At 70.1% G+C, this 23,308-nt stretch carries 22 protein-coding genes; 10 read left to right on the forward strand and 12 right to left on the reverse strand.

Annotated elements, in window-relative coordinates; translation table 11 throughout:
* Window positions 1–64 precede the first annotated feature (64 nt).
* Together RZO50_RS00445 and RZO50_RS00450 are read left to right on the forward strand one after the other, a co-directional pair.
* Window positions 65–985, forward strand: a complete 921-nt coding sequence (locus RZO50_RS00445) for a DMT family transporter (protein ID WP_322597751.1) — start codon at window positions 65–67, stop codon at window positions 983–985.
* A 25-nt stretch (window positions 986–1,010) separates the two neighbouring features.
* Window positions 1,011–1,487, forward strand: a complete 477-nt coding sequence (locus RZO50_RS00450) for a GNAT family N-acetyltransferase (protein ID WP_322597752.1) — start codon at window positions 1,011–1,013, stop codon at window positions 1,485–1,487.
* Between the two features lie 31 nt (window positions 1,488–1,518).
* Here RZO50_RS00450 and ispD read toward each other — a convergent pair whose 3' ends face one another.
* Both ispD and RZO50_RS00460 read right to left on the reverse strand, forming a co-directional pair.
* On the reverse strand, window positions 1,519–2,724 hold the full coding sequence (ispD, locus tag RZO50_RS00455; protein WP_322597753.1) for a 2-C-methyl-D-erythritol 4-phosphate cytidylyltransferase: 1,206 nt from the start codon (window positions 2,722–2,724) through the stop codon (window positions 1,519–1,521).
* Window positions 2,725–2,744: 20 nt separating this feature from the next.
* A complete protein-coding gene (locus RZO50_RS00460) occupies window positions 2,745–3,227 on the reverse strand; it encodes a CarD family transcriptional regulator (RefSeq protein WP_322597754.1) in 483 nt (160 codons plus the stop codon).
* A 128-nt stretch (window positions 3,228–3,355) separates the two neighbouring features.
* Between RZO50_RS00460 and RZO50_RS00465 the strand changes: the two genes are divergently transcribed.
* On the forward strand, window positions 3,356–3,877 hold the full coding sequence (locus tag RZO50_RS00465) for a DNA modification methylase (protein WP_322597755.1): 522 nt from the start codon (window positions 3,356–3,358) through the stop codon (window positions 3,875–3,877).
* A gap of 60 nt (window positions 3,878–3,937) precedes the next feature.
* On the opposite strand, the gene RZO50_RS00470 is transcribed toward RZO50_RS00465, so the two are convergent.
* Both RZO50_RS00470 and RZO50_RS00475 read right to left on the reverse strand, forming a co-directional pair.
* The gene (locus RZO50_RS00470; RefSeq protein ID WP_322597756.1) at window positions 3,938–4,621 is read right to left on the reverse strand and encodes a response regulator transcription factor; all 684 of its coding nucleotides are present in this window, start codon (window positions 4,619–4,621) and stop codon (window positions 3,938–3,940) included.
* A complete protein-coding gene (locus RZO50_RS00475) occupies window positions 4,618–5,817 on the reverse strand; it encodes a sensor histidine kinase (protein ID WP_322597757.1) in 1,200 nt (399 codons plus the stop codon). Before RZO50_RS00475 ends, RZO50_RS00470 begins: the two co-directional genes overlap by 4 nt.
* Before the next feature lie 157 nt (window positions 5,818–5,974).
* On the opposite strand from RZO50_RS00475, the gene phoU reads away from it, so the two are divergent.
* Window positions 5,975–6,658 carry a phosphate signaling complex protein PhoU gene (gene phoU, locus RZO50_RS00480; protein ID WP_322597758.1) on the forward strand — a complete coding sequence of 228 codons (684 nt, stop codon included), beginning with the start codon at window positions 5,975–5,977 and terminating at the stop codon, window positions 6,656–6,658.
* A 71-nt stretch (window positions 6,659–6,729) separates the two neighbouring features.
* Here phoU and RZO50_RS00485 read toward each other — a convergent pair whose 3' ends face one another.
* Window positions 6,730–7,479 carry a phosphoglyceromutase gene (locus tag RZO50_RS00485; protein ID WP_322597759.1) on the reverse strand — a complete coding sequence of 250 codons (750 nt, stop codon included), beginning with the start codon at window positions 7,477–7,479 and terminating at the stop codon, window positions 6,730–6,732.
* A 33-nt stretch (window positions 7,480–7,512) separates the two neighbouring features.
* Between RZO50_RS00485 and RZO50_RS00490 the strand changes: the two genes are divergently transcribed.
* Window positions 7,513–8,355, forward strand: a complete 843-nt coding sequence (locus RZO50_RS00490) for a class I SAM-dependent methyltransferase (RefSeq protein WP_322597760.1) — start codon at window positions 7,513–7,515, stop codon at window positions 8,353–8,355.
* Between the two features lie 7 nt (window positions 8,356–8,362).
* Here the strand turns inward: RZO50_RS00490 and RZO50_RS00495 are convergent, their stop codons facing one another.
* The 4 genes from RZO50_RS00495 to RZO50_RS00510 form a co-directional block, all read right to left on the reverse strand.
* On the reverse strand, window positions 8,363–9,457 hold the full coding sequence (locus RZO50_RS00495; RefSeq protein ID WP_322597761.1) for an FUSC family protein: 1,095 nt from the start codon (window positions 9,455–9,457) through the stop codon (window positions 8,363–8,365).
* A gap of 10 nt (window positions 9,458–9,467) precedes the next feature.
* Entirely contained in the window at window positions 9,468–10,565 is a 1,098-nt protein-coding gene (ygfZ, locus tag RZO50_RS00500; protein ID WP_322598707.1) for a CAF17-like 4Fe-4S cluster assembly/insertion protein YgfZ, read from the reverse strand.
* A 5-nt stretch (window positions 10,566–10,570) separates the two neighbouring features.
* Complete coding sequence (locus tag RZO50_RS00505) at window positions 10,571–11,173, reverse strand: nitrobindin family protein (RefSeq protein WP_322597762.1); 603 nt, start codon at window positions 11,171–11,173, stop codon at window positions 10,571–10,573.
* Window positions 11,174–11,307: 134 nt separating this feature from the next.
* On the reverse strand, window positions 11,308–11,598 hold the full coding sequence (locus RZO50_RS00510) for a hypothetical protein (RefSeq protein ID WP_322597763.1): 291 nt from the start codon (window positions 11,596–11,598) through the stop codon (window positions 11,308–11,310).
* Between the two features lie 113 nt (window positions 11,599–11,711).
* Here RZO50_RS00510 and RZO50_RS00515 point away from each other — a divergent pair, with 113 nt between their 5' ends.
* Genes RZO50_RS00515 through RZO50_RS00530 form a run of 4 tightly spaced genes read left to right on the forward strand, consistent with a single transcriptional unit; the run spans window position 11,712 to window position 16,067 of the window.
* Complete coding sequence (locus RZO50_RS00515; protein ID WP_322597764.1) at window positions 11,712–12,413, forward strand: response regulator transcription factor; 702 nt, start codon at window positions 11,712–11,714, stop codon at window positions 12,411–12,413.
* A gap of 48 nt (window positions 12,414–12,461) precedes the next feature.
* Entirely contained in the window at window positions 12,462–14,627 is a 2,166-nt protein-coding gene (locus RZO50_RS00520; RefSeq protein ID WP_322597765.1) for an RNA degradosome polyphosphate kinase, read from the forward strand.
* Window positions 14,624–15,565: an NUDIX hydrolase gene (locus RZO50_RS00525; protein ID WP_322597766.1), complete on the forward strand. Its 942-nt coding sequence runs from the start codon at window positions 14,624–14,626 to the stop codon at window positions 15,563–15,565. Before RZO50_RS00520 ends, RZO50_RS00525 begins: the two co-directional genes overlap by 4 nt.
* A 1-nt stretch (window position 15,566) precedes the next feature.
* The gene (locus RZO50_RS00530) at window positions 15,567–16,067 is read left to right on the forward strand and encodes a hypothetical protein (protein ID WP_322597767.1); all 501 of its coding nucleotides are present in this window, start codon (window positions 15,567–15,569) and stop codon (window positions 16,065–16,067) included.
* A gap of 9 nt (window positions 16,068–16,076) precedes the next feature.
* On the opposite strand, the gene RZO50_RS00535 is transcribed toward RZO50_RS00530, so the two are convergent.
* The 3 genes from RZO50_RS00535 to RZO50_RS00545 are packed head-to-tail and all read right to left on the reverse strand — an operon-like array spanning window position 16,077 to window position 21,926.
* On the reverse strand, window positions 16,077–17,354 hold the full coding sequence (locus tag RZO50_RS00535) for a M1 family metallopeptidase (RefSeq protein ID WP_416211568.1): 1,278 nt from the start codon (window positions 17,352–17,354) through the stop codon (window positions 16,077–16,079).
* Complete coding sequence (locus RZO50_RS00540) at window positions 17,348–21,298, reverse strand: Pls/PosA family non-ribosomal peptide synthetase (RefSeq protein WP_322597769.1); 3,951 nt, start codon at window positions 21,296–21,298, stop codon at window positions 17,348–17,350. The genes RZO50_RS00535 and RZO50_RS00540 overlap by 7 nt, the downstream gene beginning before the upstream one ends.
* A gap of 1 nt (window position 21,299) precedes the next feature.
* Window positions 21,300–21,926, reverse strand: coding sequence for a hypothetical protein (locus RZO50_RS00545; protein WP_322597770.1), 627 nt, complete (start codon window positions 21,924–21,926; stop codon window positions 21,300–21,302).
* A gap of 184 nt (window positions 21,927–22,110) precedes the next feature.
* Here RZO50_RS00545 and RZO50_RS00550 point away from each other — a divergent pair, with 184 nt between their 5' ends.
* Entirely contained in the window at window positions 22,111–23,214 is a 1,104-nt protein-coding gene (locus RZO50_RS00550; RefSeq protein ID WP_322597771.1) for a phosphate ABC transporter substrate-binding protein PstS, read from the forward strand.
* Window positions 23,215–23,308 lie beyond the last annotated feature (94 nt).

The raw sequence follows: 23,308 nt of genomic DNA on the forward strand, positions 1-23,308 counted from the left end.
CTACCCGCGGCGCGCCGCGCGCCCGGCCGCGATGCGGAGCGCCGCGGTGGGGTAGAACAGTGTGGTGCTGCACGTTCTCGCCGTCCTGACCGCCGCGGTGCTGTTCGGCACGACCGGCACCGCGCAGGCTCTCGGGCCGGAGGAGACCACTCCGCTGTCAGTCGGGGTGATGCGGCTGGTCGTCGGCGGGATCGCCATCGCCATGATCACGTTCCCGCTGGCCGCCCGCCGCATCCGGCGCTCCCCCGCACCCCGGCCGGCGTCGGCCCCATGGGCCCTCGCCGCACTGGCCCTGACCGCCGTCGCGCTGGCGGTGTACCAACCGCTGTTCTTCCTCGGCACGGCACGCAACGGCGTGGCGGTGGGCACCGTCGTCGCCCTGGGCTCCGCGCCGATCCTCGCCGGGGTGGCCGAGTGGGCCCTCACCCGGCGGCGGCCGACGGGGACCTGGATCGCCGCGACCGCGCTGGCCACCGTCGGCGTCGCCGCACTGGGTCTCGCGGGCGGCGGCGAGGCCGGCACCGACCCCGCCGGTCTCGCCGGTTCGATCGGCGCGGGTGCCAGCTTCGCCGCGATCGCCGTGGCGCAGCGGCGGCTGCTGGAAGCCGGGTGGGACCCGTTCCTGGTCGTCGGCGTGATGGGTGCCGGAGCGGGGGTGATCGCGCTCGGCGCGGTGCCCTTCATCGACCTGGCGTGGCTGGCCGACCCGACCGGCATGGCCATGGCGGTGTGGCTCGGGGTCGCGACGATCGCCGCGGCCTACACCCTGTTCACATGGGGTTTGAGCGGGCTGACGGCCGCCACGGCGGCCACGCTCACATTGGGCGAGCCGCTGACGGCGACCCTCCTCGGCGTCGTCGTGCTCGGCGAGCATCTCCCCCCTCCCGCCCTCCTGGGGTTGGTCGTCCTGGGTGCGGGTCTCGCACTCCTCGCCTGGGGCGCTCGCGCCCCGCGGGATCCGGCGCCGTTCGCGGTGGAGGGCTGATGATCGACACGGTGCGGAGACGACGATGACACCCCTGCGGATCGTCCGCGACGACCTCACCTCCCCGGCGACCCTCGCTCTGCTGCGGCAGCACCGGGACGCGATGCGCGCCGGCACACCGCCCGAGAGCTGCCATGTGCTCGAGCTGTCCTCCCTCCGCGATGCGTCGGTCATCGTCCTCTCCGCCTGGTCCGGTTCGCGCATCGCGGGCGTCGGCGCGGTGAAGCTGTTGGACGGCGAACGGGGCGAGATCAAGTCGATGCGCGTCGCGGATGCCGTTCGAGGCACCGGCGTCGGTCGCGCCATCCTGGCGGCCCTGGTCGACGTCGCCCGCTCCGAAGGGCTGCAGACCCTGTGGCTGGAGACGGGATCTTCGGCGGATTTCGCGCCCGCGCACCGCCTCTACCGCCGTGCGGGCTTCACGCCGTGCGCCGCGTTCGACGACTACGTCGACGACCCCCTGTCGCTCTTCCTGACCCGGCCGGTGACGCTGCCGTCCTGAACGCCGCCGGGCGAGGGCGGCCACCGGGGGCTCAGGCCGGCAGTACGAGGGCCACGGCGGTCACCGCGACGCCTTCACCCCGCCCGGTGAACCCCAGCCCGTCGGTGGTCGTCGCCGATACCGACACGGCGGCTCCGCCCAGTGCCGCCGACAGCGCTCGCTCCGCCTCCAGGCGGCGGGGCGAGAAGCGCGGCCGGTTCGCTTGGATCTGGACGGCGACATTGCCGACGTGCCATCCCGCCTCACCGAGGATCGCGACGGTTCGCCTGAGGAACACCTCGCCGTGGGCGCCGTCGTATTCGGGCCGATCGGTGCCGAACGACGTTCCGATGTCGCCGAGCCCGGCCGCCGACAGCAGCGCGTCGACGATCGCGTGTGCCACCGCGTCACCGTCGGAGTGCCCCGCCAGGGCGGGTTCGCCCGGCCAGGTCAGCCCCGCCAGGCGCAGCTCGCCCCCCTCGGCGAAGCCGTGCACGTCCGTCCCGACCCCCACCCGTGGCGCGCCGGACGCAGAGGGGACCCCGGTGCGAGGCGGAGATGACGGAGAAGACGCGAGGAGGTGTCGCGCGCGTTCGAGGTCGGCGGGTGTGGTGATCTTGAACGCCGACGCATCGCCGGGCACCGCGGTCACCTCGTGTCCCGCCTCGGCCACAAGTGCGGCGTCGTCCGTGTGCTCCGACGCCGCGGATGCGTATGCGGCGTCGAGCACGCCGCGGCGGAATCCCTGCGGCGTCTGCGCCGCGGAAAGCTCGGACCGGTCGACGGCCCCGATGATCGCCCCCCGATCGACGCGCTTGATGGTGTCGATCACCGGCAGCACCGGCACGGCGCCGTCCGCTCCGGACTCCAGCTCGTCGATCACCCGACCGAACACCTCCGGCGGGGTCAATGCGCGCGCCGCGTCGTGCACGAGCACGAACCGGACGTCGCCCCACAGCGCCGCCAGGCCTGCCGCGACGGACGCCTGCCGCGACGGCCCGCCCGTGACCACCGTCACGAGGTCACGGCGGGGGCCCGCGGCCTCGACGGCGTCCGTCAGCGCGTCCCCCTCGCGTCCGGCCGGTGCGACGACGACGACCTGCGCTGAGGGCGCCTGAAAGACCCGCTCGAGGCAATGCCGGAGGATCGAGTGCGCGTCGATGCCGACCAGCGCTTTCGGACCTCCGGCGTTCAGCCGCGTGCCGTCACCGGCCGCCACGACGATGACGGCGACATGGGGAACCGGGGTGATGCTCACGGCATCACGCTAGCGGGCGATCAGCTCGCGAGGACCTCGTCGAGCATGACGCTCGCCTTGTCTTCGTCGGTCTTCTCCGCGAGGGCGAGCTCGGAGATGAGGATCTGCTTTGCCTTCGCGAGCATCCGCTTCTCGCCCGCGGAGAGACCGCGGTCCTGATCGCGACGCCACAGGTCGCGGACGACCTCGCTGACCTTGATGACATCGCCGGAGGCGAGCTTCTCGAGGTTGGCCTTGTACCGACGCGACCAGTTGGTGGGCTCCTCGGTGAAGGGAGCGCGCAACACCTCGAAGACCTTGTCGAGACCCTCCTGGCCGATCACGTCGCGGACGCCGACGAGGTCGACGTTCTCCGCCGGAACCTCGATGACCAGATCGCCCTGGGTGACGTTGAGCTTCAGGTATTTCTTCGTCTCGCCCTTGATCACACGGTCTTTGACCTCGATGATGGTCGCCGCTCCGTGGTGGGGGTAAACGACGGTTTCGCCAACCTCAAAAAGCATGGAGTTATGTCCCTTCGGCAACCTCCAGAATACCACAGGCGACATACGCTAGAGTTCTCCGCCGCACAGCGGAGCCCATCGATCGCCGGGTCTGCGTCCCCGCCCGCGACACCCTAGAATCGGAATCGATGCCGTCATCCGTCCCGGGAGGATCCGTGATCTCGAACAACCGCACCACTGCGCGACGACTGGCGTCCCTGGCGCTCGGCGCGGCCGTCGTCCTCGGGGCGACCGGCTGCAGCATGATCTCCACCCAGGCGACGACCATCCAGTACTCGCCCGGGGACGGAATGATGATCCCCGACACCTCCGGCCCCCTCCAGGTCCGCAACGTCCTGGTCGTCACCGACGACGGGGAGCAGGGCAACCTGGTCGCGGCGGTCGTCAACGGGACGGGGTCTGCGCACACGCTGCGCATCGACATCGGAGAGGCCGGTTCGGTCGGCTCCGCCACGATCCGCGTTCCCGCCAACACCGTCGTCAGCCTCGGATCGGACGAGACCGAGCCGCTGCTGATCGAAGACCTCGGCGGGGCGATGCCGGGATCGGACATCCCCATGTCGTTCCAGTCGGGAGACGGCGAGACCACCGTCGTTCCGATCCCCGTCCTCGACGGCGCACAGGACTACCTCGCACCGCTCGTACCCTGAGCCGGAGACACGAGCAAGGCCCCGGGTGAACCCGGGGCCTTCTTCGTATCGGCGGCGGCGTCAGGCTTCGAAGCGATACCCCAGCCCTCGCACCGTCACCAACATCGTCGGGTCACTCGGTCTCTGCTCGATGCGCGAGCGGATGCGCTTGATGTGCACGTCGAGCGTCTTGGTGTCGCCGAAGTAGTCGGTGCCCCACACGCGGTCGATGAGCTGGCCCCGGGTGAGCACGCGGCCGGCGTTGCGCATGAGCACCTCGAGGAGTTCGAACTCCTTCAGGGGCATACTGATCTCGCTGCCGTCCACCGCAACGGTGTGCCGGTCGATGTCGAGGGTCACGCGGCCCCCTTCGAGGATGTGATCCTCCAGATCCGCTTCCGCCTGGGCGTTGCGGCGGAGGACCGCGCGCATACGGGCGAGCAGCTCGCGCGTCGAATAGGGCTTGGTGACGTAGTCGTCGGCGCCGAGCTCGAGCCCCACCACGATGTCGACCTCGGAGTCCTTCGCCGTCAGCATGATGATGGGCACCTGCGAAGCCGTCCGAACCTGCCGGCACACCTCCGTCCCCGGCATCCCCGGAAGCATGAGGTCCAGCAGGATGATGTCGGCTCCGCGCTCGCGGAACGCCGTCAAGGCGAGCGCGCCGTCCTCCGCGATCTCCACCTCGTATCCCTCCCGCCGCAGCAGGTAGGCAAGGGGGTCGGCGAGGTCCGGCTCGTCTTCGACGATCAGCACGCGGGTCATCGGTGGTCTCCGTTCTTCTGCGCCTTCATCTTCTCTTTCTTCTTCTTCCGCTTGCCCGTGGACTGCTCCAGGGGTGGCTCGATGAGCGGCAGCCGGATGGTGAAGGTCGAACCGCGACCGGGTCGAGACCACAACCGCACCTCTCCTCCGTGGCGCTGGACGGCGTGCTTGACGATCGACAGGCCGAGGCCGGTGCCGCCGGTGCGCCGGGAGCGCGCCTGATCGGTGCGGTAGAAGCGTTCGAAGATCCGTTGCTGGTCGGCCTCCGGAATGCCGATGCCCCGGTCGGTGACCGCGATCTCCACGACGTCATCCACGCGTTTGACCCCTACGCCGACCTTGCTGGCTGCCGGTGAGTAGGCGATGGCGTTGGTGATCAGATTGCTCAGCGCCTCCGAGAGGACCTGCGCGTCACCCCGCACGAACAGGTCCCGGTCGCCACCCCGAACGATCTCCACCGCCGACGCGGACGCCTGGATCATGCTCGCCTCGATGGCGGACGTGAGCACTTCGTCGACGGCGACGTCGCGCATCTCGGTGAGCTCATCGCTGGCCTGCAACCGCGACAGGTTCATGATGCGGGAGGTCAGGGACCCCAGGCGCTGGGCCTCGGCGGTCAGGCGCGCGGCGAAGATCCGCACCTGTTCCGGGTCGTCGGCGGCGGACTCGATCGCCTCGGCGAGCAGCGTGACCGCTCCGACCGGGGTCTTCAACTCGTGGCTGGTGTTGGCCACGAAGTCGCGCCGCATCTGTTCGACCCGCTCACGCTCGGTGATGTCCCGGAGCACGATCAGCGTGAGCCGCGCCGACACGCGCGTCGCGCGCACGGTGACGAGCCGAGGCTCCGCCGGGGGCGCGCCTCGCATCAGGCGGAAGGTCTCCGCGGCCACACCATCCGCGTCGCGCGCCTTCCGTGACACGCGCCGGAGGTCGTCGTCGGTCAGCGCCACTCCCTCGACGATGCCGTACGGGGCGGCGGCGGCCGAGGAGGCGAGGACGGTCGAGGATGCGTCGAGGATCGCGGCAGGGTCCTCCATGCCGTGCAGGACTTCGCGGATTCCCTCCGGGATCCTCCGTGAGACCTGGGCCTGAGCGCGATCACGTGCCCGGAACGAGAGGAAGATCACCACGGCGATCCCGGCTCCGATCAGGATGCCGACCGAGAGCGCGAGCAGCGCAGCAGCCGTCGTGGTCATTCGACCAGCGTAAACGGACCATGACCGCCCGCTTCACGCAAGCTGGAGTGCCGCTCGCGCAAGATCAGTACTATTCACCCCTGGGGAACCGTCCGTTCACCTTCCCTGACGAGAATCGCCGGGGCCGCACCCCGCACGACCAACGAAAGGTGCTGCAATGCGCGAAGTCTTCCACCAATCCCTCGAGGACGTTCAGTCACGTCTGGTCGAGATCGCCGAGCTCGTCACGATCGCAATGGACAAGGCGTCCACCGCATTCGAGAAGAGCGACGTGTCTCTCGCCGAAGAGGTCATCGAGGCCGACATCATCATCGACGAGAAGGCGGTGGCCCTCGACGAGCTGGCCATCGAGATTCTCGCCCGCCAGCAGCCGGTCGCACGCGACCTGCGCATCGTCGTCAGCGCCCTGCGCATGAGCGCCTCGCTCGAGCGCATGGGCGATATCGCCGAGCACGTCGCACAGCTCGTGCGCATGCGCTTCCCCGAGCGCGTGGTCCCCCACAAGCTGAAGGGGACCTTCACGAAGATGGGCGAGCTGGACGTGGCCGCCGCCCGGACTCTCACCGAACTGCTGCGCACCGAGGACCTGGCCCTCGCGGAGGAGATCCGCGGGATCGACGACCAGATCGACGCGCTGCACGTCAGCGTCTTCGAGAAGGTGCTCTCGGAGTCGTGGGACCACGAGGCGTCGGCGACCGTCGACGCCACGCTGGCCAGCCGCTTCCACGAGCGTTTCGGCGACCACGCGGTCTCGGTCGCGAAGAAGGTCGTCTACCTCGCCACGGGCGACTGGGCCAGCCACGACCAGGAGATCGACACCACGGCTGTCGCCGCCGACTGACCTCGGCCGTCACGCGAAAGGGCGGGCACCGGATTCCGGTGCCCGCCCTTTCGCGTCGTGTCCGTCGTGCCTCAGCCCTTGCCCTGAGACGCCACCGCCGCCGCACCGGCCGCGGCAGCCTCCGGGTCCAGGTACTCCCCCGGACCGAGCGGCACGAGGTCTTCGCCGAGGCGATACACCAGCGGCATGCCGGTGGGGATGTTCAGCGCGGCGATGTCGTCGTCGCTGATGCCCTCGAGGTGCTTGACCAGTCCGCGCAGGGAGTTGCCGTGCGCGGTGACCAGAACGGTCTTTCCCGCCTGCAGGTCGGGGACGATGTCGCTGTGCCAATACGGGAGCATCCGGTCGATGACGAGCTTGAGGGACTCGGTGTCGGGGACCTCGCCGTCGATGCCGACATATCGCGGGTCGCCGACCTGGCTGTACTCGTCGTCCGGGGCCAGCGGCGGCGGCGGGACGTCGAAGGAGCGGCGCCACAGCATGAACTGCTCTTCGCCGAATTCCTCCAGCGTCTGAGCCTTGTCCTTGCCCTGGAGGGCTCCGTAGTGGCGTTCGTTCAGGCGCCACGAGCGCTTGACCGGGATCCACAGCCGGTCGGCCGTGTCGAGGGCGATGTCGGCGGTCTGGATCGCGCGGCTCAGCAGCGACGTGTGCAGCACGTCGGGAAGAACCCCCGATTCGGCCAGCAACTCGCCGCCGCGCGCGGCTTCGGCCTTGCCCTGGTCGGTCAGGCGCGCATCGACCCAGCCGGTGAACTGGTTGGTCTTGTTCCACTCGCTCTGACCGTGGCGGAGCAGGATCAGCGTGTACGGCTCGCTCATACCCGCAATCCTACTGACTGCGAGGATGGTCGCGTGGCCCTTCCTCCCCGCCCTCGGCGAGACGCACCCGTCGGTCGGCCGACTCGGGGCACCACCGGGACCAACCGCCTCCGTCGCGTGGACAGATGGATCGCGCGGCATCCGGTTCTTCGCCGGACCGATGACCCGCTGGTGGTCGACCTCGGCTTCGGGGCGAGTGCCGTCACCGCACTCGAACTGCACGCCCGTCTGACCCGCGAACGCGCAGACGCCCACGTGATCGGCCTCGAGATCGACCAGAGCCGCGTCGACCGCGCGAACGCCCAGCTCGCCGACGTCCGGTCGGGAACGACGTCCTTCGCATCGGACGCGGCGGTCTCCTTCGCGCGCGGCGGTTTCGAAGTCCCGATGCCCGGGGAGCGACGCCCCGTCATCATCCGCGCATTCAATGTGCTGCGGCAGTACGACGAGTCCGACGTCGCGCCGGCGTGGGCCCGCATGACCGCGCGCCTGCAGCCCGGCGGCCTTCTGGTGGAGGGCACGTGCGATGAGATCGGGCGGGTCGCGAGTTGGGTCGCCGTCGACGATCGCTGCCGCCCACTCTCGCTGACACTGTCCCTCCGCCTGAGGGATCTGGGATCCCCCGCCGTCGCTGCCGAGCGACTGCCGAAGGCGCTGATCCACCGCAACGTCGCCGGAGAGCCGGTGCACGCCTTCCTGCGCGACCTCGTCGACGCCTGGGAACGCGCCGCCCCGGAAGGGGCATTCGGGCCCGTGCACCGCTGGCGGCGCGCCGTGGCCGTCGTGGCGGAGTCGGGCTGGCCGGTGCTCGAGCGCGCGCGCGTCCGTCTCGGCGAGGTGACCGTGCCCTGGGCGAGCGTCGCCCCGCGCACGTGAGCCCACGTCACAGTCGCGGAAGACAGGCCCTCGCTTGGTCGGGGGTCATCCCGGTCGCGGTCAGCAGATCGGTCACCAGAGGCCGCATCGCCACGATGAGGTTCTGCTCGCCCAGGTCGGCGTCGGGCAGGATCGCGCGCGGATCGAGCCGCGCGGCGACGGCCTTGCCTGCCTCTCGAGCGGCCGGCTCGAGAGCGATGTCGTCGAGCGCGTCTTCGAGCAGCCGAACCACACGGGAGATCTCGGCGAGCACCTCCGCGACGACGACGCGGGGCCGGCGATCGTCGGTCTGGTACACCGCTCGGCGGGCTACCACGCGCATGTTCCGCGTCGCCAGGTCCATGGCCTGACGGACGCGGTCGTGACGTTCCAGCTCGCTCTTGGCCCGCCGGAGGAACGGCGAGATCCGCGCGATCGACAAGCCGGAGTCCAGCGAGTCGGTCCACCGGTCGACGTGCCGCTGCAGAGCACGCGCACGCTGCAGACCCCGCTCCGCCCGGAGGCGATCGCCGCGCCGGAGCGCCTGGACGAGGGTGTCCATGGTCTTGCCGAGCGCGGCGAAGAGCGCGGCGGCGTCACGCCGTTCCGCCTTGTGGGGGTTGCGGGGGATCAGGGCCGTGACGGCGAGTGCGGCCATGCCGCCGACGACACCGTCGATCAGACGCAGGAACGGTGTCTCGGCCGGCACCACGACGACGATGATCGCCTGAATCGCCGCGGCGATCGTGAAGCCCGCGTGCGCGGACAGCACCCTCGCGACGGTCATCGTGCACAGCAGCGCGAGAGCAAGCTGCCACCACCCGGAACCCGCCGTCATCAGAATGAGCTCCGCCACCAGAATGCCCACGAGCATGCCGATGACGGTCTGCAGCACCCGCCGCGGACGGGCGTCGCGCACCAGACCCAGGCTCGAAACGGTGACCGTCGCGGCGACCAGGGGCGCCGGGTGTCCCAGAAGGTAGTGCGCGAAGGAGTACGCGGCGGTCGCCGCGACCACGATCTGCACGATCGCGTTGGCCGATTCCTGCAGGCGCTTCAGGCGCGGGCGGGGGTCGAGCTGCGCACGCCACCCGATCGGGATCGCCTCGGTCAGAGGCGGCATGCCGCTCACGTCAGCCCGCCGCGGTGCGACGCCCGAGGCGAGGCAGACGCGGCACCGACGCGGTGCGACCCGCATCGGGCGGCACGATGGTCTCAGCCGCCGCCGCGATGGCCCCCTCCGGCGTGTCCACCGTCACATCGCCCGGCACCGGGGCCGATCGCTTCACGACCGCAAGCGCGATGGGTCCGTCGTCGTGGTGGAAGGCGACCGACGTGACCTCGCCGATCGCGTCGCCGTCCGAACGCACGGCCGCGCCCCGTTCAGGCAGCACGCTGTCGCTGCCGTCGAGGTGCAGCGCCACGAGGCGCCGCGGCGGGTGACCCAGGTTGTGAACTTTCGCGACGGTCTCCTGCCCGCGATAGCACCCCTTGTCGAGGTGCACCGCGGTCCTCAGCCAGTCGGCCTCGTGCGGAAGGAGCCGTCCGTCGACCTCGTCCCGCCAGCGGGGCCGCCACGCGGCGACACGCAGCGCATCGGCGGCGACCGTGCCGGCCGCGGCGACGTCACCCGCGATGACCGCCTCGACCAGCGCCGCAGCGCGGTCGGGGGCCACGAGGGCCTCAGCCCAATCGCGCGCGGCGCCGGGGTGGGGGTCCGCGCCCGCGTACGCCCATCCACCGGGTGAGACGTGAGGCCACGGGTCCCGCCACACCAGCGGCACGGAGGTGGCAGCGGCCCATGGCGCCACAGCCTCGGCCGTTCCACCGATCACGACGAAGCGGTCGCCGGCGTCGACGGGTGAGACGCGAAGACGGAAGCGCATGCGCATCAGCCAGGTCAGGAGCGGCTCGGCGTCATCGGCATCGACGATCAACCACGTCGTCTCCCCGTCGTCGACGACGGATGCCACGTGCTCGATGCGCCCCTGCGGATCCAGGATGAGCGTTTCCGTGGCGCCCCCGGGCGGAAGCTCACGCAGCGACTGCGATGAGACCGAGTCCAGCCACGTCAAACGGTCCTCCCCGGACACCGCCAGCACCCGCCTGTCGCCGAGGAAGGCGACCGCGCGAGCCGACGCGAGGGCGCGCTGCTCGATCAGGGGCGAGCCGGCGTGATGCAGGACGCCGTCGACGACGACGGCACCCGGGATGCGCTGCAGCTCGGGCATGGGCGTCACGGCGCGCGCACCAGGCGAGCGGACGCGTGGGAGCGGAGCTCGGTCCCCAGCGCGGCGATGTCCCACGCCCACAGCAAGTCGCCCTCGACCAGCCCGTACATGCGGGTCGCGGCGGCGTACTCCCGAGCACCGGCGGTGCGCACGACGGCGTCGGTGGCCAGGTCGATACGGGGACCTTTGACCTGTCCGAGGTAGAGCTCGCCGACCCCGTCGGAGTGGACGATCTGCGCCTGGATGTCGAATCCCCCGGCCGCGTTGCGCAGCGCCTCGACGTCGTCCGCGCGACGCGCCGGGCCGGCCGCGCGCGGCGGCAGCAGAGCGGGACCGGCGTCGGTGTCCAGGACGGGGCGGGCCAGCCGCCAGAAGCCCACCTCGGAGACGAGGGGGATGCGTTCGCCGGCCGGACCGGTCGTCCAGGCGTCGGCGGAGTAGTTCACGTGGTCTCCACCGTCGTGGCTGAAGCTCACGCGATGGGTGAACTCACCCGAGAAACGCGTGTCGCCGGCGGTGTAGTCCAGGAACCCGGGGCCCTCCCAGACGCCGAGGAGCCACGAGAGCGGCGCGAGGTCGGCGGCGATGTCGGTCGGCAGGTCGAGCACGACGCGCTCCGTCAGCGCTGGCCGCGGTACAGGTTCTTGACGACCACGCCGGAGATGAACACGATCGCCAGCGACGCCAGGCCGAGAAGGCCGATGAAGAAGAGTTCCAGCGCGACGAGATCCATGCCCCCACCCTATCCCGGAACGACCCCGGCGAGACCGAACCCGAGGCTGATGACACCGAGGATGACGAGCGCCCCGACGACGCTCGATGCGACACGCTGGATGAACCGGTGCGGACGCCCGTAGGACAGTTGCACCGCGAAGGAGAGGATCAGGCACCCGCCGAGAGCCACCGGCAGCCAGGCGGCTCGCCATTCCGAGGGGACGAACAGGCCGATCGCCACTCCCACGACGGCCGCGACGATCCACACCGCGACGACGCCGCCGAAGGTCGACCGAGGAGCGAGGGGTGGAGTGGACATCTGTGCCATTGTCCCCCACCGTCGAGCCGCCGCCAAGCGGAGCATTCGAAGGAGCGCACGGACACGCCCTAATATGGGGCGCACGGCGTGTTCGGCGTCGAGAGGATGGCGTCTTGGCACAGCTTCTGGTTCTCAGCTCCGCTCAGGGGGGCGGCCCTGTCCTGCCTTCCCTCGAACTGCTGAGCCACCGCGTGCAGCAGATCCCCGCGGAAGCCGCACAGCTCGTCAACGCGCCGAGCGCGGATGTCATCTTCATCGACGCGCGGGCCGACCTGGTGGGCGCCAAGTCGCTGAGCAAGATCCTGAACACCACGGGTGCGGACGCGCCTCTCATCCTCATCGTCACCGAGGGGGGACTGACCGCGGTGTCGACGGACTGGGGTGTCGACGACGTGATCCTGGTCACCGCGGGGCCCGCCGAGGTCGACGCCCGCATCCGGCTCGCGGTGGGCCGCAAGGGGCAGGATCAAGGCTCGACCCGCATCCAGACCTCCGGCATCTCCATCGACGAGTCGTCTTACTCGGCCAAGGTGCACGGCAAGCCCCTGGACCTCACCTACAAGGAATTCCAGCTGCTGCATTTCTTCGCCACCCACCCCTCGCGCGTGTTCACCCGTGAGCAGTTGCTCAGTGAGGTGTGGGGGTACGACTACTTCGGGGGCACCCGAACCGTCGACGTGCACGTGCGGCGCCTGCGCGCCAAGCTCGGCGACCTGGAGCAGCTCATCGGCACCGTCCGCAACGTCGGATACCGCTTCAACGTCTACGAAGACGACCACCTCCCCCCGCCACGCGAGCGGGGAGACGCGTCGTAGCCGTCCACGTTCACGCGGAGGTCACCTTCGTCCTGCAATGATGTGTGGATGATCGAACCAGAGGTGCTCGACGCCGGCCTCGGCGACGCGGACGACGACGATTTCGACCAGTCGGAAAGCTTCGACGCCCACCTCCCGGAACATCGGTACCTCGACCGGGAGCTCAGCTGGTTGGCGTTCAACCAGCGCGTGCTCGAACTCGCCGAGGACGACAAGACGCCGCTTCTGGAGCGCGCGAACTTCCTCGCCATCTTCGCCAGCAACCTCGACGAGTTCTTCATGGTGCGGGTGGCAGGCCTCAAGCGACGCATCGTCACCGGACTGGCCGTCCCGACCAACGTCGGGCGATCGCCGCACGAAGTGCTCACCGACATCTCCTCCGAGGCGCACGCGCTGCAGGTGCGCCACGCGGCAGCCTGGACAAACCTCGTCAAACCGGCCATGGCGGACAAGGGCATCGAAGTCCTCGGCTACGACGCCCTCGACGACGACGACCGCGCCAAGCTCTACACCTACTTCCAGACGCAGGTCTTCCCGGTCCTCATGCCGCTGGCGGTCGACCCCGCGCATCCCTTCCCGTACATCTCGGGACTGTCGCTGAACCTCGCGATCCGCATCCGGAATGCCCGGACGGGCCGCCAGGAGTTCGCGCGACTGAAGGTCCCGCCGATGCTTCCTCGCTTCGTGGAGGTGTCCCGCGACGACCAGCGCGTGCGCTACCTGCCCCTCGAGGACCTCATCGCCAACAACCTGAGCGACCTGTTTCCGGGGATGGAGGTGCTCGACCATCACGCGTTCCGGCTGACCCGGAACGAGGACTTCGTCATCGAGGAGGATGAGACCGAGAACCTCATCCAGGCTCTCGAGGCAGAGCTCATGCGGCGCCGCTTCGGCCCTCCCATCCGCCTCGAGGTCACCGACGACATGGACGACCTCACCCTCGATCTGCTCGTGAGCGAGCTGGACATCACCGAGCAGGAGGTCTACCGCCTCCCCGGACCCCTCGACCTGCGCGGCCTGTTCGACCTCGCCCGCATCGATCGGCCGGACCTGCATTACAAGCCGCACCTGCCCACCACCGCGCTGGCGTTCCAGCCCGGCGACAACACCGAGCGCAGCGACATCTTCACCGCGGTGCGCAAGGCCGACGTGCTGGTCCACCACCCGTACGAATCCTTCGCCACGAGCGTGCAGGCGTTCCTCGAGCAGGCGGCGAAAGACCCGCACGTCCTCGCGATCAAGCAGACGCTCTACCGCACCTCGGGCGACAGCCCGATCATCCAAGCGCTCATCGACGCCGCCGAGGCGGGCAAACAGGTACTCGCCCTCGTCGAGGTCAAGGCGCGATTCGACGAGGCGAACAACATCGTGTGGGCCCGCAAGCTCGAGAAAGCCGGAGTGCACGTGGTGTACGGGCTCGTCGGACTGAAGACGCACTGCAAGCTCGCCCTCGTCATCCGCGAGGAAGAGGGCGTGCTGCGCCATTACAGCCACGTGGGCACCGGAAACTACAACCCCAAGACCAGCCGCCTCTACGAGGACTTCGGCCTGTTCACCGTCGATGACGAGGTCGGGCGCGATCTGACCCGCCTGTTCAATGAGCTCAGCGGCTACGCGATCGAGAAGAAGTTCAAGCGTCTGCTCGTGGCACCTCTCCATCTGCGCAAGGGGCTCCTGCGGTTGATCGAGAAAGAGCGGAAGAACGCGCTCGCCGGCAAACCCGCGCGCATCCGCATCAAGGTGAACTCGATGGTCGACGAGCAGATCATCGACGCGCTCTACCGCGCCAGCCAGGCCGGCGTGCCGGTGGAGGTGTGGGTCCGCGGCATCTGTTCCATCCGCCCCGGCGTCGACGGCCTCTCGGAGAACATCACGGTGCGCAGCATCCTGGGGCGCTATCTCGAGCACTCGCGCATCTTCTGTTTCGACAACGGCGGAGATCCGCAGGTGTACCTCGGCAGCGCCGACATGATGCACCGCAACCTGGATCGACGCGTCGAGGCCCTGGTGCGCGTGGTCACCCCTGCCCACGTGCGCGAGATCGACGACCTGTTCACCCTCGCGATGAGCGATACGACCAGTTCGTGGTGGCTGGGTCCGGATGCGGAATGGACTCGGCACTCGGAGAACGCCGACGGCGAGCTGCTGCTGGACCTGCAGGACCGTCGGATGCACGACGTGCGCCGTCGCCGCCGCGCGCGAGCCACGCGATGACCGCGCGCACGGTCTACGCCGCCGGCGGTGTGGTGTGGCGTGTCGTCGACGGCAAATTGCGCATCCTGCTGGTCCATCGCACGAAGTATCGAGACCTGAGTCTGCCCAAGGGCAAGGTCGATCCCGGCGAGACGCTCCCCGAGACCGCCGCGCGCGAGATCCACGAGGAGACCGGCATCCGGGTGAGCCTCGGCGTTCACGTCGGCATCTCGCATTACCGGCTGCCCCGTGATCGCGAGAAGATCGTCCACTACTGGGCAGCCGAGGCCACCGACGCCGCGGTGCGGGCGAGCTCCTTCGTCCCGAACAAGGAGATCGCCGGGCTGGAGTGGGTGTCGCCGAAGAAGGCGCTGAAGCGACTGAGCTACCCGGTCGACGTGGACATCGTCGAGAAGTTCCGCGCACGCCTGGACGAAGGCGCCCTGCGCACCTTTCCGCTGGTGATGCTGCGCCACGGCAAAGCGGTCTCACGCGACGACTTCGACGGATGCGTCGACAGCGAACGCCCGCTGGCTCCGCGCGGACGCAGACAGGCCCAGGAGCTGGTCGGCCCTCTCCTGGCGTTCGGTGTCCGCAAGATCGTCTCCAGCCCCGCCGTGCGGTGTACGACGACGGTCCGCCCGCTGGCGGCCGCGCTCGGATCGAAAGTGCATCTGGAACCGGGGGTCAGCCAGGATGCGTGGGAGGAGGGATGCTCGGACGTGCGCCGCGTGGTCGGCGACCGCGTGCGCGCCCGGCGACCGGCGGTGCTGTGCAGCCACGGCCCGGTTCTGCCCGACATCGCCGCGGAGCTCGCATTGGCGACCGGCAGCATCCCCGGCTCCTACCTGGGGAGCGTCTCGAGCCTGGACACCGGCGACTTCACCGTCGTCCACCTCTCGGCCGACAACCCCGGCTCGGGGATCGTCGCGACGGAGAAGCACTCCTCCGGCGCATGAGATGACGCTGATCCGCCTCGCCTGGGGCCCGGTATCCGGTGAGCCCCGTCGCGCGGTGGCCGACGCGCTGCTGCGAGAACTCGCCGCGGGGGCGGGGATCTCCCGCGTGTGCACGCGCTGCGGGGGCGACCACGGCGCGCCCCTGATCGACGGAGGGCGCGTGCGGGGGTCGGCGTCGTACGTGCGCGACGGGCGGGGTCATGTCATCGCCGCGGTGGTCGCCGTCGCGCCACGTCAGGGGATCTCCGGCTTCGGCATCGACGCTCAAGCGGGCGAACCGGAGGACCCGACCGGTGTCGACGGGGTCCCCACTCTCCGGGACTGGGTGCGCATCGAGGCCGCTGCGAAGGCGGACGGGCGATTGCTGCGCGCCGGCGCCGCCCGCGCCACGACGAGGGGCGAGGGCTGGGTCGCCGCCCTCGACGGCGGACAGCCGATCCACGGCCGCGACCTCGAGGGTCCGCCCGGCGTCGTCGTCAGCGCAGCCTGGTGCCCCACCTGACGCTCGGCGTCACGCAGACGGCAGCGGCGGCAGTGGCCGGGTGTGGAGCCACTCGTCGAAGAAGGCGCCCATGGCACGCCCCACGGTCGACTCGGCCAGCGCGATGAAATCGGCCGTCGTCGCGAGCGTGTGCCGGTGTTGCGCCGTCCACTCGCGGACCATGCGCACGAACGCGTCTTCTCCGATCAACCGCCGCAGGGCCACGAGGGTCAGCGCACCGCGTTTGTACACGCGATCGTCGAACATGTCCCCTGCCCCGGGGTCTCCGATCACGATGTCCTGAGGCAGCCCGGCCAGCCGCGTGTGGGCGTCCGCCGCGAGGTCGTCGACCGTCGGTCCACCCGATTCCTCCGACCACACCCACTCGGAATAGCAGGCGAACCCCTCGTTCAGCCAGATGTCGCGCCACGCGCCGATGCCCACGCTGTTCCCGAACCACTGGTGGGCCAGTTCGTGGGCGATCAGCCGCTCATGCTCGGGTGCGAGATGGTTGACCCCGAACACCGCCAAGCCCTGTGCTTCCAGGGGGATCTCGAGCTCATCCGGGGTGACGACCAGGGTGCACGCTTCTTGGGGGTACGGTCCGAAGACGCGCTCGAAACACGCGAGCATGCGAGGCACGTCCGCCAGCGCGCGGCGCGCACGTGGGAGAAGCCCACCCGGGGCGAAGATCGTCGCCGACCCCAGCGCCTTCTCCCGGTAGGGACCCACGTGGACGGCCGCAAGGTAGGTCGCCGTGGGCACGTCGCTTCGGAACTCCCAGCGCGTCGCGCGGCCCTGCTTGGTCACCGCGACACGCCGTCCGGTCGCCGCCACGGTGTACCCCGTATCGGCGGTCACGGCGATCGTGAACGACGCCCGGTTGTCGGGCCTGTCGTTGCAGGGGAACCAGGTGGGCGCGCCGATCGGCTGGGAGGCGACGAGCGACCCCTCCTCCAACTCCTCCCAGCCGATCGGCCCCCAGGTGGAGCGGCGCGGCGACGGGCGACCGGAGTAGCGGACCTCGAGGGAGAACGACTCGCCGGCGGCGATCGGATGCGGTGAGGTCACGCGAAGATGTCGCGGACCCTGCTTGAAGGTGGCGAGCACCCCGTCGACGCTCACACGACTCGCGCGAAGCCCGATCAGGTCGAGCGAGACGGCACGCAGATCGACCGCCGCAACGGCGTTGATCGTCGCGCGCGCCTCGAGGTGATTCGTGCGCACGGCATACCGGAGGTCGAGATCGTACGACTCGACGTCGTAGCACTCGTCGCCGCTTGTGGGCGTGTACGCATCACTCACGATGTCGACTGGTAGGCGCGGACCTTGACCGCGCGCCACGGACCGATCGGATTGCCACTCCACCGCGAACCCACCGGCACGTTCTCGCCGCGCATCACCAACGACGCCGGCCCCACGGTCGCGTCGGCCGAGATGGTGGCGGCGGGAAGGATCACACTGTGCGGGCCGAGGGTCGCCCCGGACTCGAGTTCGACGGCATCCATGCTCATGATTCGATCATGGAACAGGTGCGTCTGCACAACGCAGCCGCGGTTGACCGTCGACCCGTCGCCCAGGGTCACCAGGTCGGGTTCGGGGAGCCAGTACGAATCGCACCACACCCCGTGGCCGATTCTTGCCCCGAGCGAGCGGAGCCACACCGCCAGCGCCGGGGTCCCGGCTGCTGCTCTGGCGAACCACGGCGCGGCCACCATCTCGGTGAACGTGTCCGAGACCTCGGTCCGCCACACGAAGCTGGACCACAGGGGCTTCTCCCCCGCGCGGATCGGACCGACGATGACCCACTTCGCGATCGTCGACACCGCCGCGGCGACACCACCCGCGACCAGGAGAACGGGGCCGGACAGCACGAGGGTCCACACCGGCCCGAACACCTCCCAGGACGCCGCCAGGGCGAACAGCACGCTCAGGCCCAATGCGCAGCTGACGAAGACGGGGACGATGCGCAGCATCTCCCACAACGCCCGCGCGACCCGCAAGCCGGCCCCGGGACGATACGTGCGGCTCTCATCGACCTCGGTCGCCACACGTCGCAACCGCACCGCCGGAGAACCGAGCCACGAGGATCCGGCCTTGGCCTTGGCCGGAGCGACGGAAAGAACCGCGACCAGGCCGTCCTTCGGCACGCGATGCCCGGGACCGGCCATCCCCGAGTTGCCGAGGAACGCTCGCTTTCCGATCCGCACCTTGCCGATGCGCATCCATCCCTTGCGCAGCTCGTAGGAGGCGACCATGGTGTCATCGGCCAGGAACGCGCCGTCCTCGATGCGCGTCATCGACGGCAGCAACAGCACCGTCGATGCCTCGACGTTCTCACCGACCCGCGCTCCCAGCATGCGCAGCCACACCGGGGTGAACAGGCTCGAGTAGAGCGGGAACAGGAACTGACGTGCCGAATCCAGCAGCCGCTCGGTCGTCCACACCTGCCATCCGACCCGCGAGCGGACGGCATGCGTGCCCTCCGTCAGGCCGAGGGCGAGCAGTCGCACGCCGACGACCACCGCGCCGGCGTACACCAGCCCCGCGGCGAGCACCGCCGGCACGAGCCATGCCATCGCCCCCGCGAAGGCGCCACCGAGCGAGTCCGCTCCTCGCATGCCGATCGCGAGGACCAGCCCGCCGACGGCGAACGAGGCGATGGGCAGCAGACCGAGGAACAGCGACGACACCGCATACGCCCCGAGCCAGCGCCGCGCAGGGGGTGGCGCATCCTCGGGCCACCGATCATCCCCGGCTGCCCCGACGCGGACGGCGGGCGAACCGGCCCACTTCTGATCGGCTCGCACGCGGCCGAAGACCGCGGATCCGGGCGCGATCTCCGCGCGGCGGCCGATGCGCGTGCCGGGGGCCAGTGTGCTCCGCGCGCCGACGGCGGCGTCTGCGCCGATCCGCACGGGTCCGATACGGACGCGGTCGCCGTCGATCCAGTAGCCGGTCAGGTCGACCTCCGGCTCGATCGAGGCACGCGGCCCCACCTCGAGCATGCCGGTGATCGGAGGAAGCGTGTGCATATCGACGTCTCGGCCGATCTTCGCCCCGAGGAGGCGAGCGTAGAAGGTCACCCACGGCGCACCGGCCAACCCCACCGCGTCGATCTGGTCGGCGAACTGCTCGGCGAGCCACAGACGCAGGTGCACCCAGCCGCCGCGCGGATGGTCGCCGGGTTTGACGCCTGCCAGAAGCACCCGCGCCGCGAGTGCGGCGATGCCCATCCGACCGAACGGGGTCGCGAAGACCACCAAGCCGACCAGGAGGATCCCCCAGGGCACCTCGGGCAGCACCTCGAAGCCCGGTACCAGGCGGAGGATCGCGCTGGCCGTCAGCAGGTACAGCAGCCACCGGATCCCGGTGACGATGAACAGCGGCACTCCGAGGATCGACTGCATCCACTGCATTCGGCGGGGAGTGGGCTTCGGCGTCGAGTACTCCCCTGCGGGTGTCGCCGCCGCGACCGCGCCGATCGCGGCGGCCATCGCCGCCAGCCGCGGCACGTCGTAGATGTCGGCCACCGAGAACTCCGGCACGCGCACGCGGATCCGGGAGACGAGTTGCGCCGCGGCCAGTGACCCGCCGCCGAGGTCGAAGAAGTCGGCAGCGCCGTCGGTGATCGGCATGCCGAGCACCGCCTGCCACTGCTCCGCCAGCCAGGCCTCGTCATCGCTCAGGCCCGCCGCCGCAGCGTCGTCCGCGCCCGGCAGCGGCCAGGGCAACGCCGCACGGTCGACCTTCCCCGACGTCCGCACCGGGAGATCGTCGATCTCCGCGAGGATGGGAACGACACCGGCGGCGAGGCGCTCGGTGAGTCGGGCGCGTGCCGCCGCACGGTCCAACGGGGCGTCGGTGACGATGTACCCGACCAGCACCGACACTCCGGCCTCGGTCTTGCGGACCGCGGCGCAGGCGCCGGTCACCCCCGGAAGGTCACCGAGGGCCGCCTCCACCTCGCCGAGCTCGATGCGCCGCCCGCCGATCTTGACCTGATCATCGGCGCGACCCTGGAAGATCAGCCCCTCGCGTTCGTACCGGACGAGATCGCCGGAACGGTACGCCCGGTCCCATCCCAACGACGGCATCGGCGCGTACTTCTGCGCGTCCTTCTCGGGGTCCAGGTACCGCGCCAGCCCGACCCCGCCGATGATCAGCTCACCGGACTCGCCTTCGCCGACCCGCTTACCCTCCGCGTCCACGACCGCGAGGGTCCAGCCATCGAGAGGCAGCCCGATGCGTACCGGCCCCTCGCCCCCGAGCGGGGCCGCGCATGCCACCACCGTCGCCTCGGTGGGCCCGTAGGTGTTCCAGACCTCGCGGTCGTCCGCCGCGAGCCGCGCGGCGAGTTCGGGCGGGCACGCCTCACCACCGAAGATGAGCAGACGGACGTTCTCGATGGCGCTCCCCGGCCACATGGCGGCAAGCGTCGGCACCGTCGAGACCGCCGTGATGCTCTGGCGCAACAGCCACGGTGCCAGGTCATCACCGGAACGCACGAGCGACCGGGGTGCCGGCACAAGGCAGGCACCGTTGCGCCACGCGAGCCACATCTCCTCGCACGACGCGTCGAACGCGACCGACAGACCTGCCAACACGCGGTCCCCCGGTGCCAGCGGGGCATCCTGCAGGAACAGGTTCGCTTCGGCATCCACGAAAGCGGCCGCGTTGCGATGGGTCACCGCGACGCCCTTGGGCACTCCCGTCGAGCCGGAGGTGAAGATGATCCACGCGTCGTCGTCGATGCTCGGTGGAGGCACCGCCACGACGGCCTGGGTGTTCGGGTGCGGCTCGACGTCGGCATAGAGCATCGCCACCCCCGATGCCGACTCCCCCCGGACAGCGGGATCCGTCGGGACGTAGACGCCCCCCGCGCCGATGATCCCGGTCACGGCGGCTTCACCGAACACCAGCGCCGCGCGCTCGTCGGTGTCATCGGCGTCCACCGGCACATAGGCCGCCCCCGCGGCGAGGATGCCGAGGATGGACACGTACAGGTCACGGGACCCGGAGGGGACCCTCACCCCGATACGGTCGCCGCGACGCACTCCCGCCTCATGAAGGCGCGCGGCGGTTCGCCACACCAAAGCGGAGAGCTCCCGGTAGCTCAGCGCTCCGGCGCCGTCGTCCAGCGCTGAGGCTTCGGGGTGTCGGTCGACGGTGTCGCGGAAGACATCGATGAGGGTTCGCGGCGGCGTGAGGGACGACCCGGCGTCCAGCACGTCCTGGGCATCGGCAGGCACGTCAGGTGAGAAGTTCGATGAGCTGGGGCTTGGTCATGCGCGAGTAGCCGGTGCGCCCCTCCGCACGCGCACGCGCCCGCAGCTGCGGCACGGTGAGTGCCGAGAGGTCCGTCGGTGAAGCGGCGCGCGAGGCGGCCCGTCGGCGCGCGGGCGGCGCGTCATCCGAATGATCGGCGCTGATCTCCGCCTCAACCTCGGCCTGCGCGGCGGCCGCCTCCCGGTCGGCCTTCTCGGCCGAACGCTGCGCCTTCGCCGCCAGCTTGCGAAGTTCCTTGGCCTCGGCCTTGCGTCGGGCCGCCTCCGCCTCGATCCGCTCGGCCTCCGCAGCGGCGGCCCCCGCTTCCGCCCGCCGCGTCGCCTTGGCCTCCGCTTTCGCGAGCGCCTTCGTCGTCGCCTTCTGCAGACGGGTCACCGCCCGCTTCGCGCGCTCGGCGACCTTCTTCGGCTTCTTGCGCACCTGCTTCTTCGACGCGTCCGCGGCGTCGGCCGCCTCCGCGGCGAGGTTCCGCACGTCGGCAGCAGGCTTCTTCGGGAGAGCCTTCGCCACCTTCTTCGCGTCCTTCGCCGCATCCGCGGCTTCCGCCATCGCATCGAGCGCCTTGCGCTCCGCCTTCGTCGTCTTGGCCATGGGCACCACGGTAACCAGTCGTCGGCGGGCGTAGACACCAGGCCCGCCGCCTGGCCCGAATACCCCATCCGCGTTCACCGGGTGTTCACCTCCCGCGCGCACTCTCTTAAGGCTGCGTGCTTAGCGTGCACGGCGAGCCCTGCACCGGGCCGCAACCAGAACCCCCTACACGTGAGGATTCACAGTGAAGCTCAACCGTATTGCGAAGATCGGCGCCGTCGGCGCCGTCGCCGCACTGGCCCTGACCGCCTGCGCCGCAAATGAGGGCGGCAGCGCGTCGGACTCGACCGACAGCGACAGCACGCTCTCGGGCACGCTCGACGCGACGGGCGCGTCGTCGCAGACCGCCGGCCAGGAGGCCTGGGTTGCCGGCTTCCAGACCGCGAACCCGGACGTGACCATCAACTACGAGCCCACCGGATCGGGCACGGGCCGCGAGAACTTCATCGCGGGCGCCAGCAACTTCATCGGTTCGGACCGTGCGTTCAACGATGAGGAGATCGCCGCCGGCAACTTCGGCGCGTGCGCGGACGGCGGGTCGGCCGGCATCGTCGAGCTCCCCCTCTACATCTCCCCGATCGCCGTCGCCTTCAACCTCGACGGCGTCGACTCGCTGAACATGGACGCGGCCACCATCGCAGGCATCTTCTCCGAGGAGATCACCAACTGGAACGACGAGGCGATCGTCGAGCTGAACCCCGACGCCGACCTCCCCGACCTGGCCATCTCGCCGGTCCACCGCTCGGACGACTCGGGCACCACCGAGACCTTCACCGAGTACCTGCACCAGGCTGCTCCCGACACGTGGACCTTCGAGGCGGACGGCGTGTGGCCGCTCAACTCGGGTGAGGCCGCTCAGGGCACGTCCGGTGTCGTGGACGCGACCCGCAACGGCCAGGGCGCCATCACCTACGCCGACGCTTCGCAGGTCGGCGACCTGGGTACCGTCGCGGTCGGCGCGGACGGCGACTTCACGGAGTACTCCTCCGAGGCAGCCGCCAAGATCGTCGAGACCGCCCCGCGCGTCGAGGGGCGCTCCGAGGGCGACCTCGCTCTCGAGATCGACTACTCGGCCGTCGAGTCCGGTGTGTACCCGATCGCTCTGGTGAGCTACCTCATCGGTTGCGTCGAGTACGAAGACGCCAACACCGCCGAGCTCGTGGCGGCGTACTTCACCTACATGGCCAGCCCGGAGGGCCAGCAGGCCGCGGAGGAGAACGCCGGTTCCGCTCCGATCTCGGACTCGCTGCGTGAAGAGGTCGACTCCGCCATCGCGCTGATCGGCTGAGAATCCCTGTTCGCCCGGTCTGCTCGAACATCGCATCGAGCAGACCGGGCGCCACCGTCCGATCCATAGCCGCACACAGGCGCTAGCTACCCAC

It is taken from the genome of Microbacterium xanthum (genome assembly GCF_034531355.1).
Taxonomy (GTDB): Bacteria; Actinomycetota; Actinomycetes; order Actinomycetales; family Microbacteriaceae; genus Microbacterium; species Microbacterium xanthum.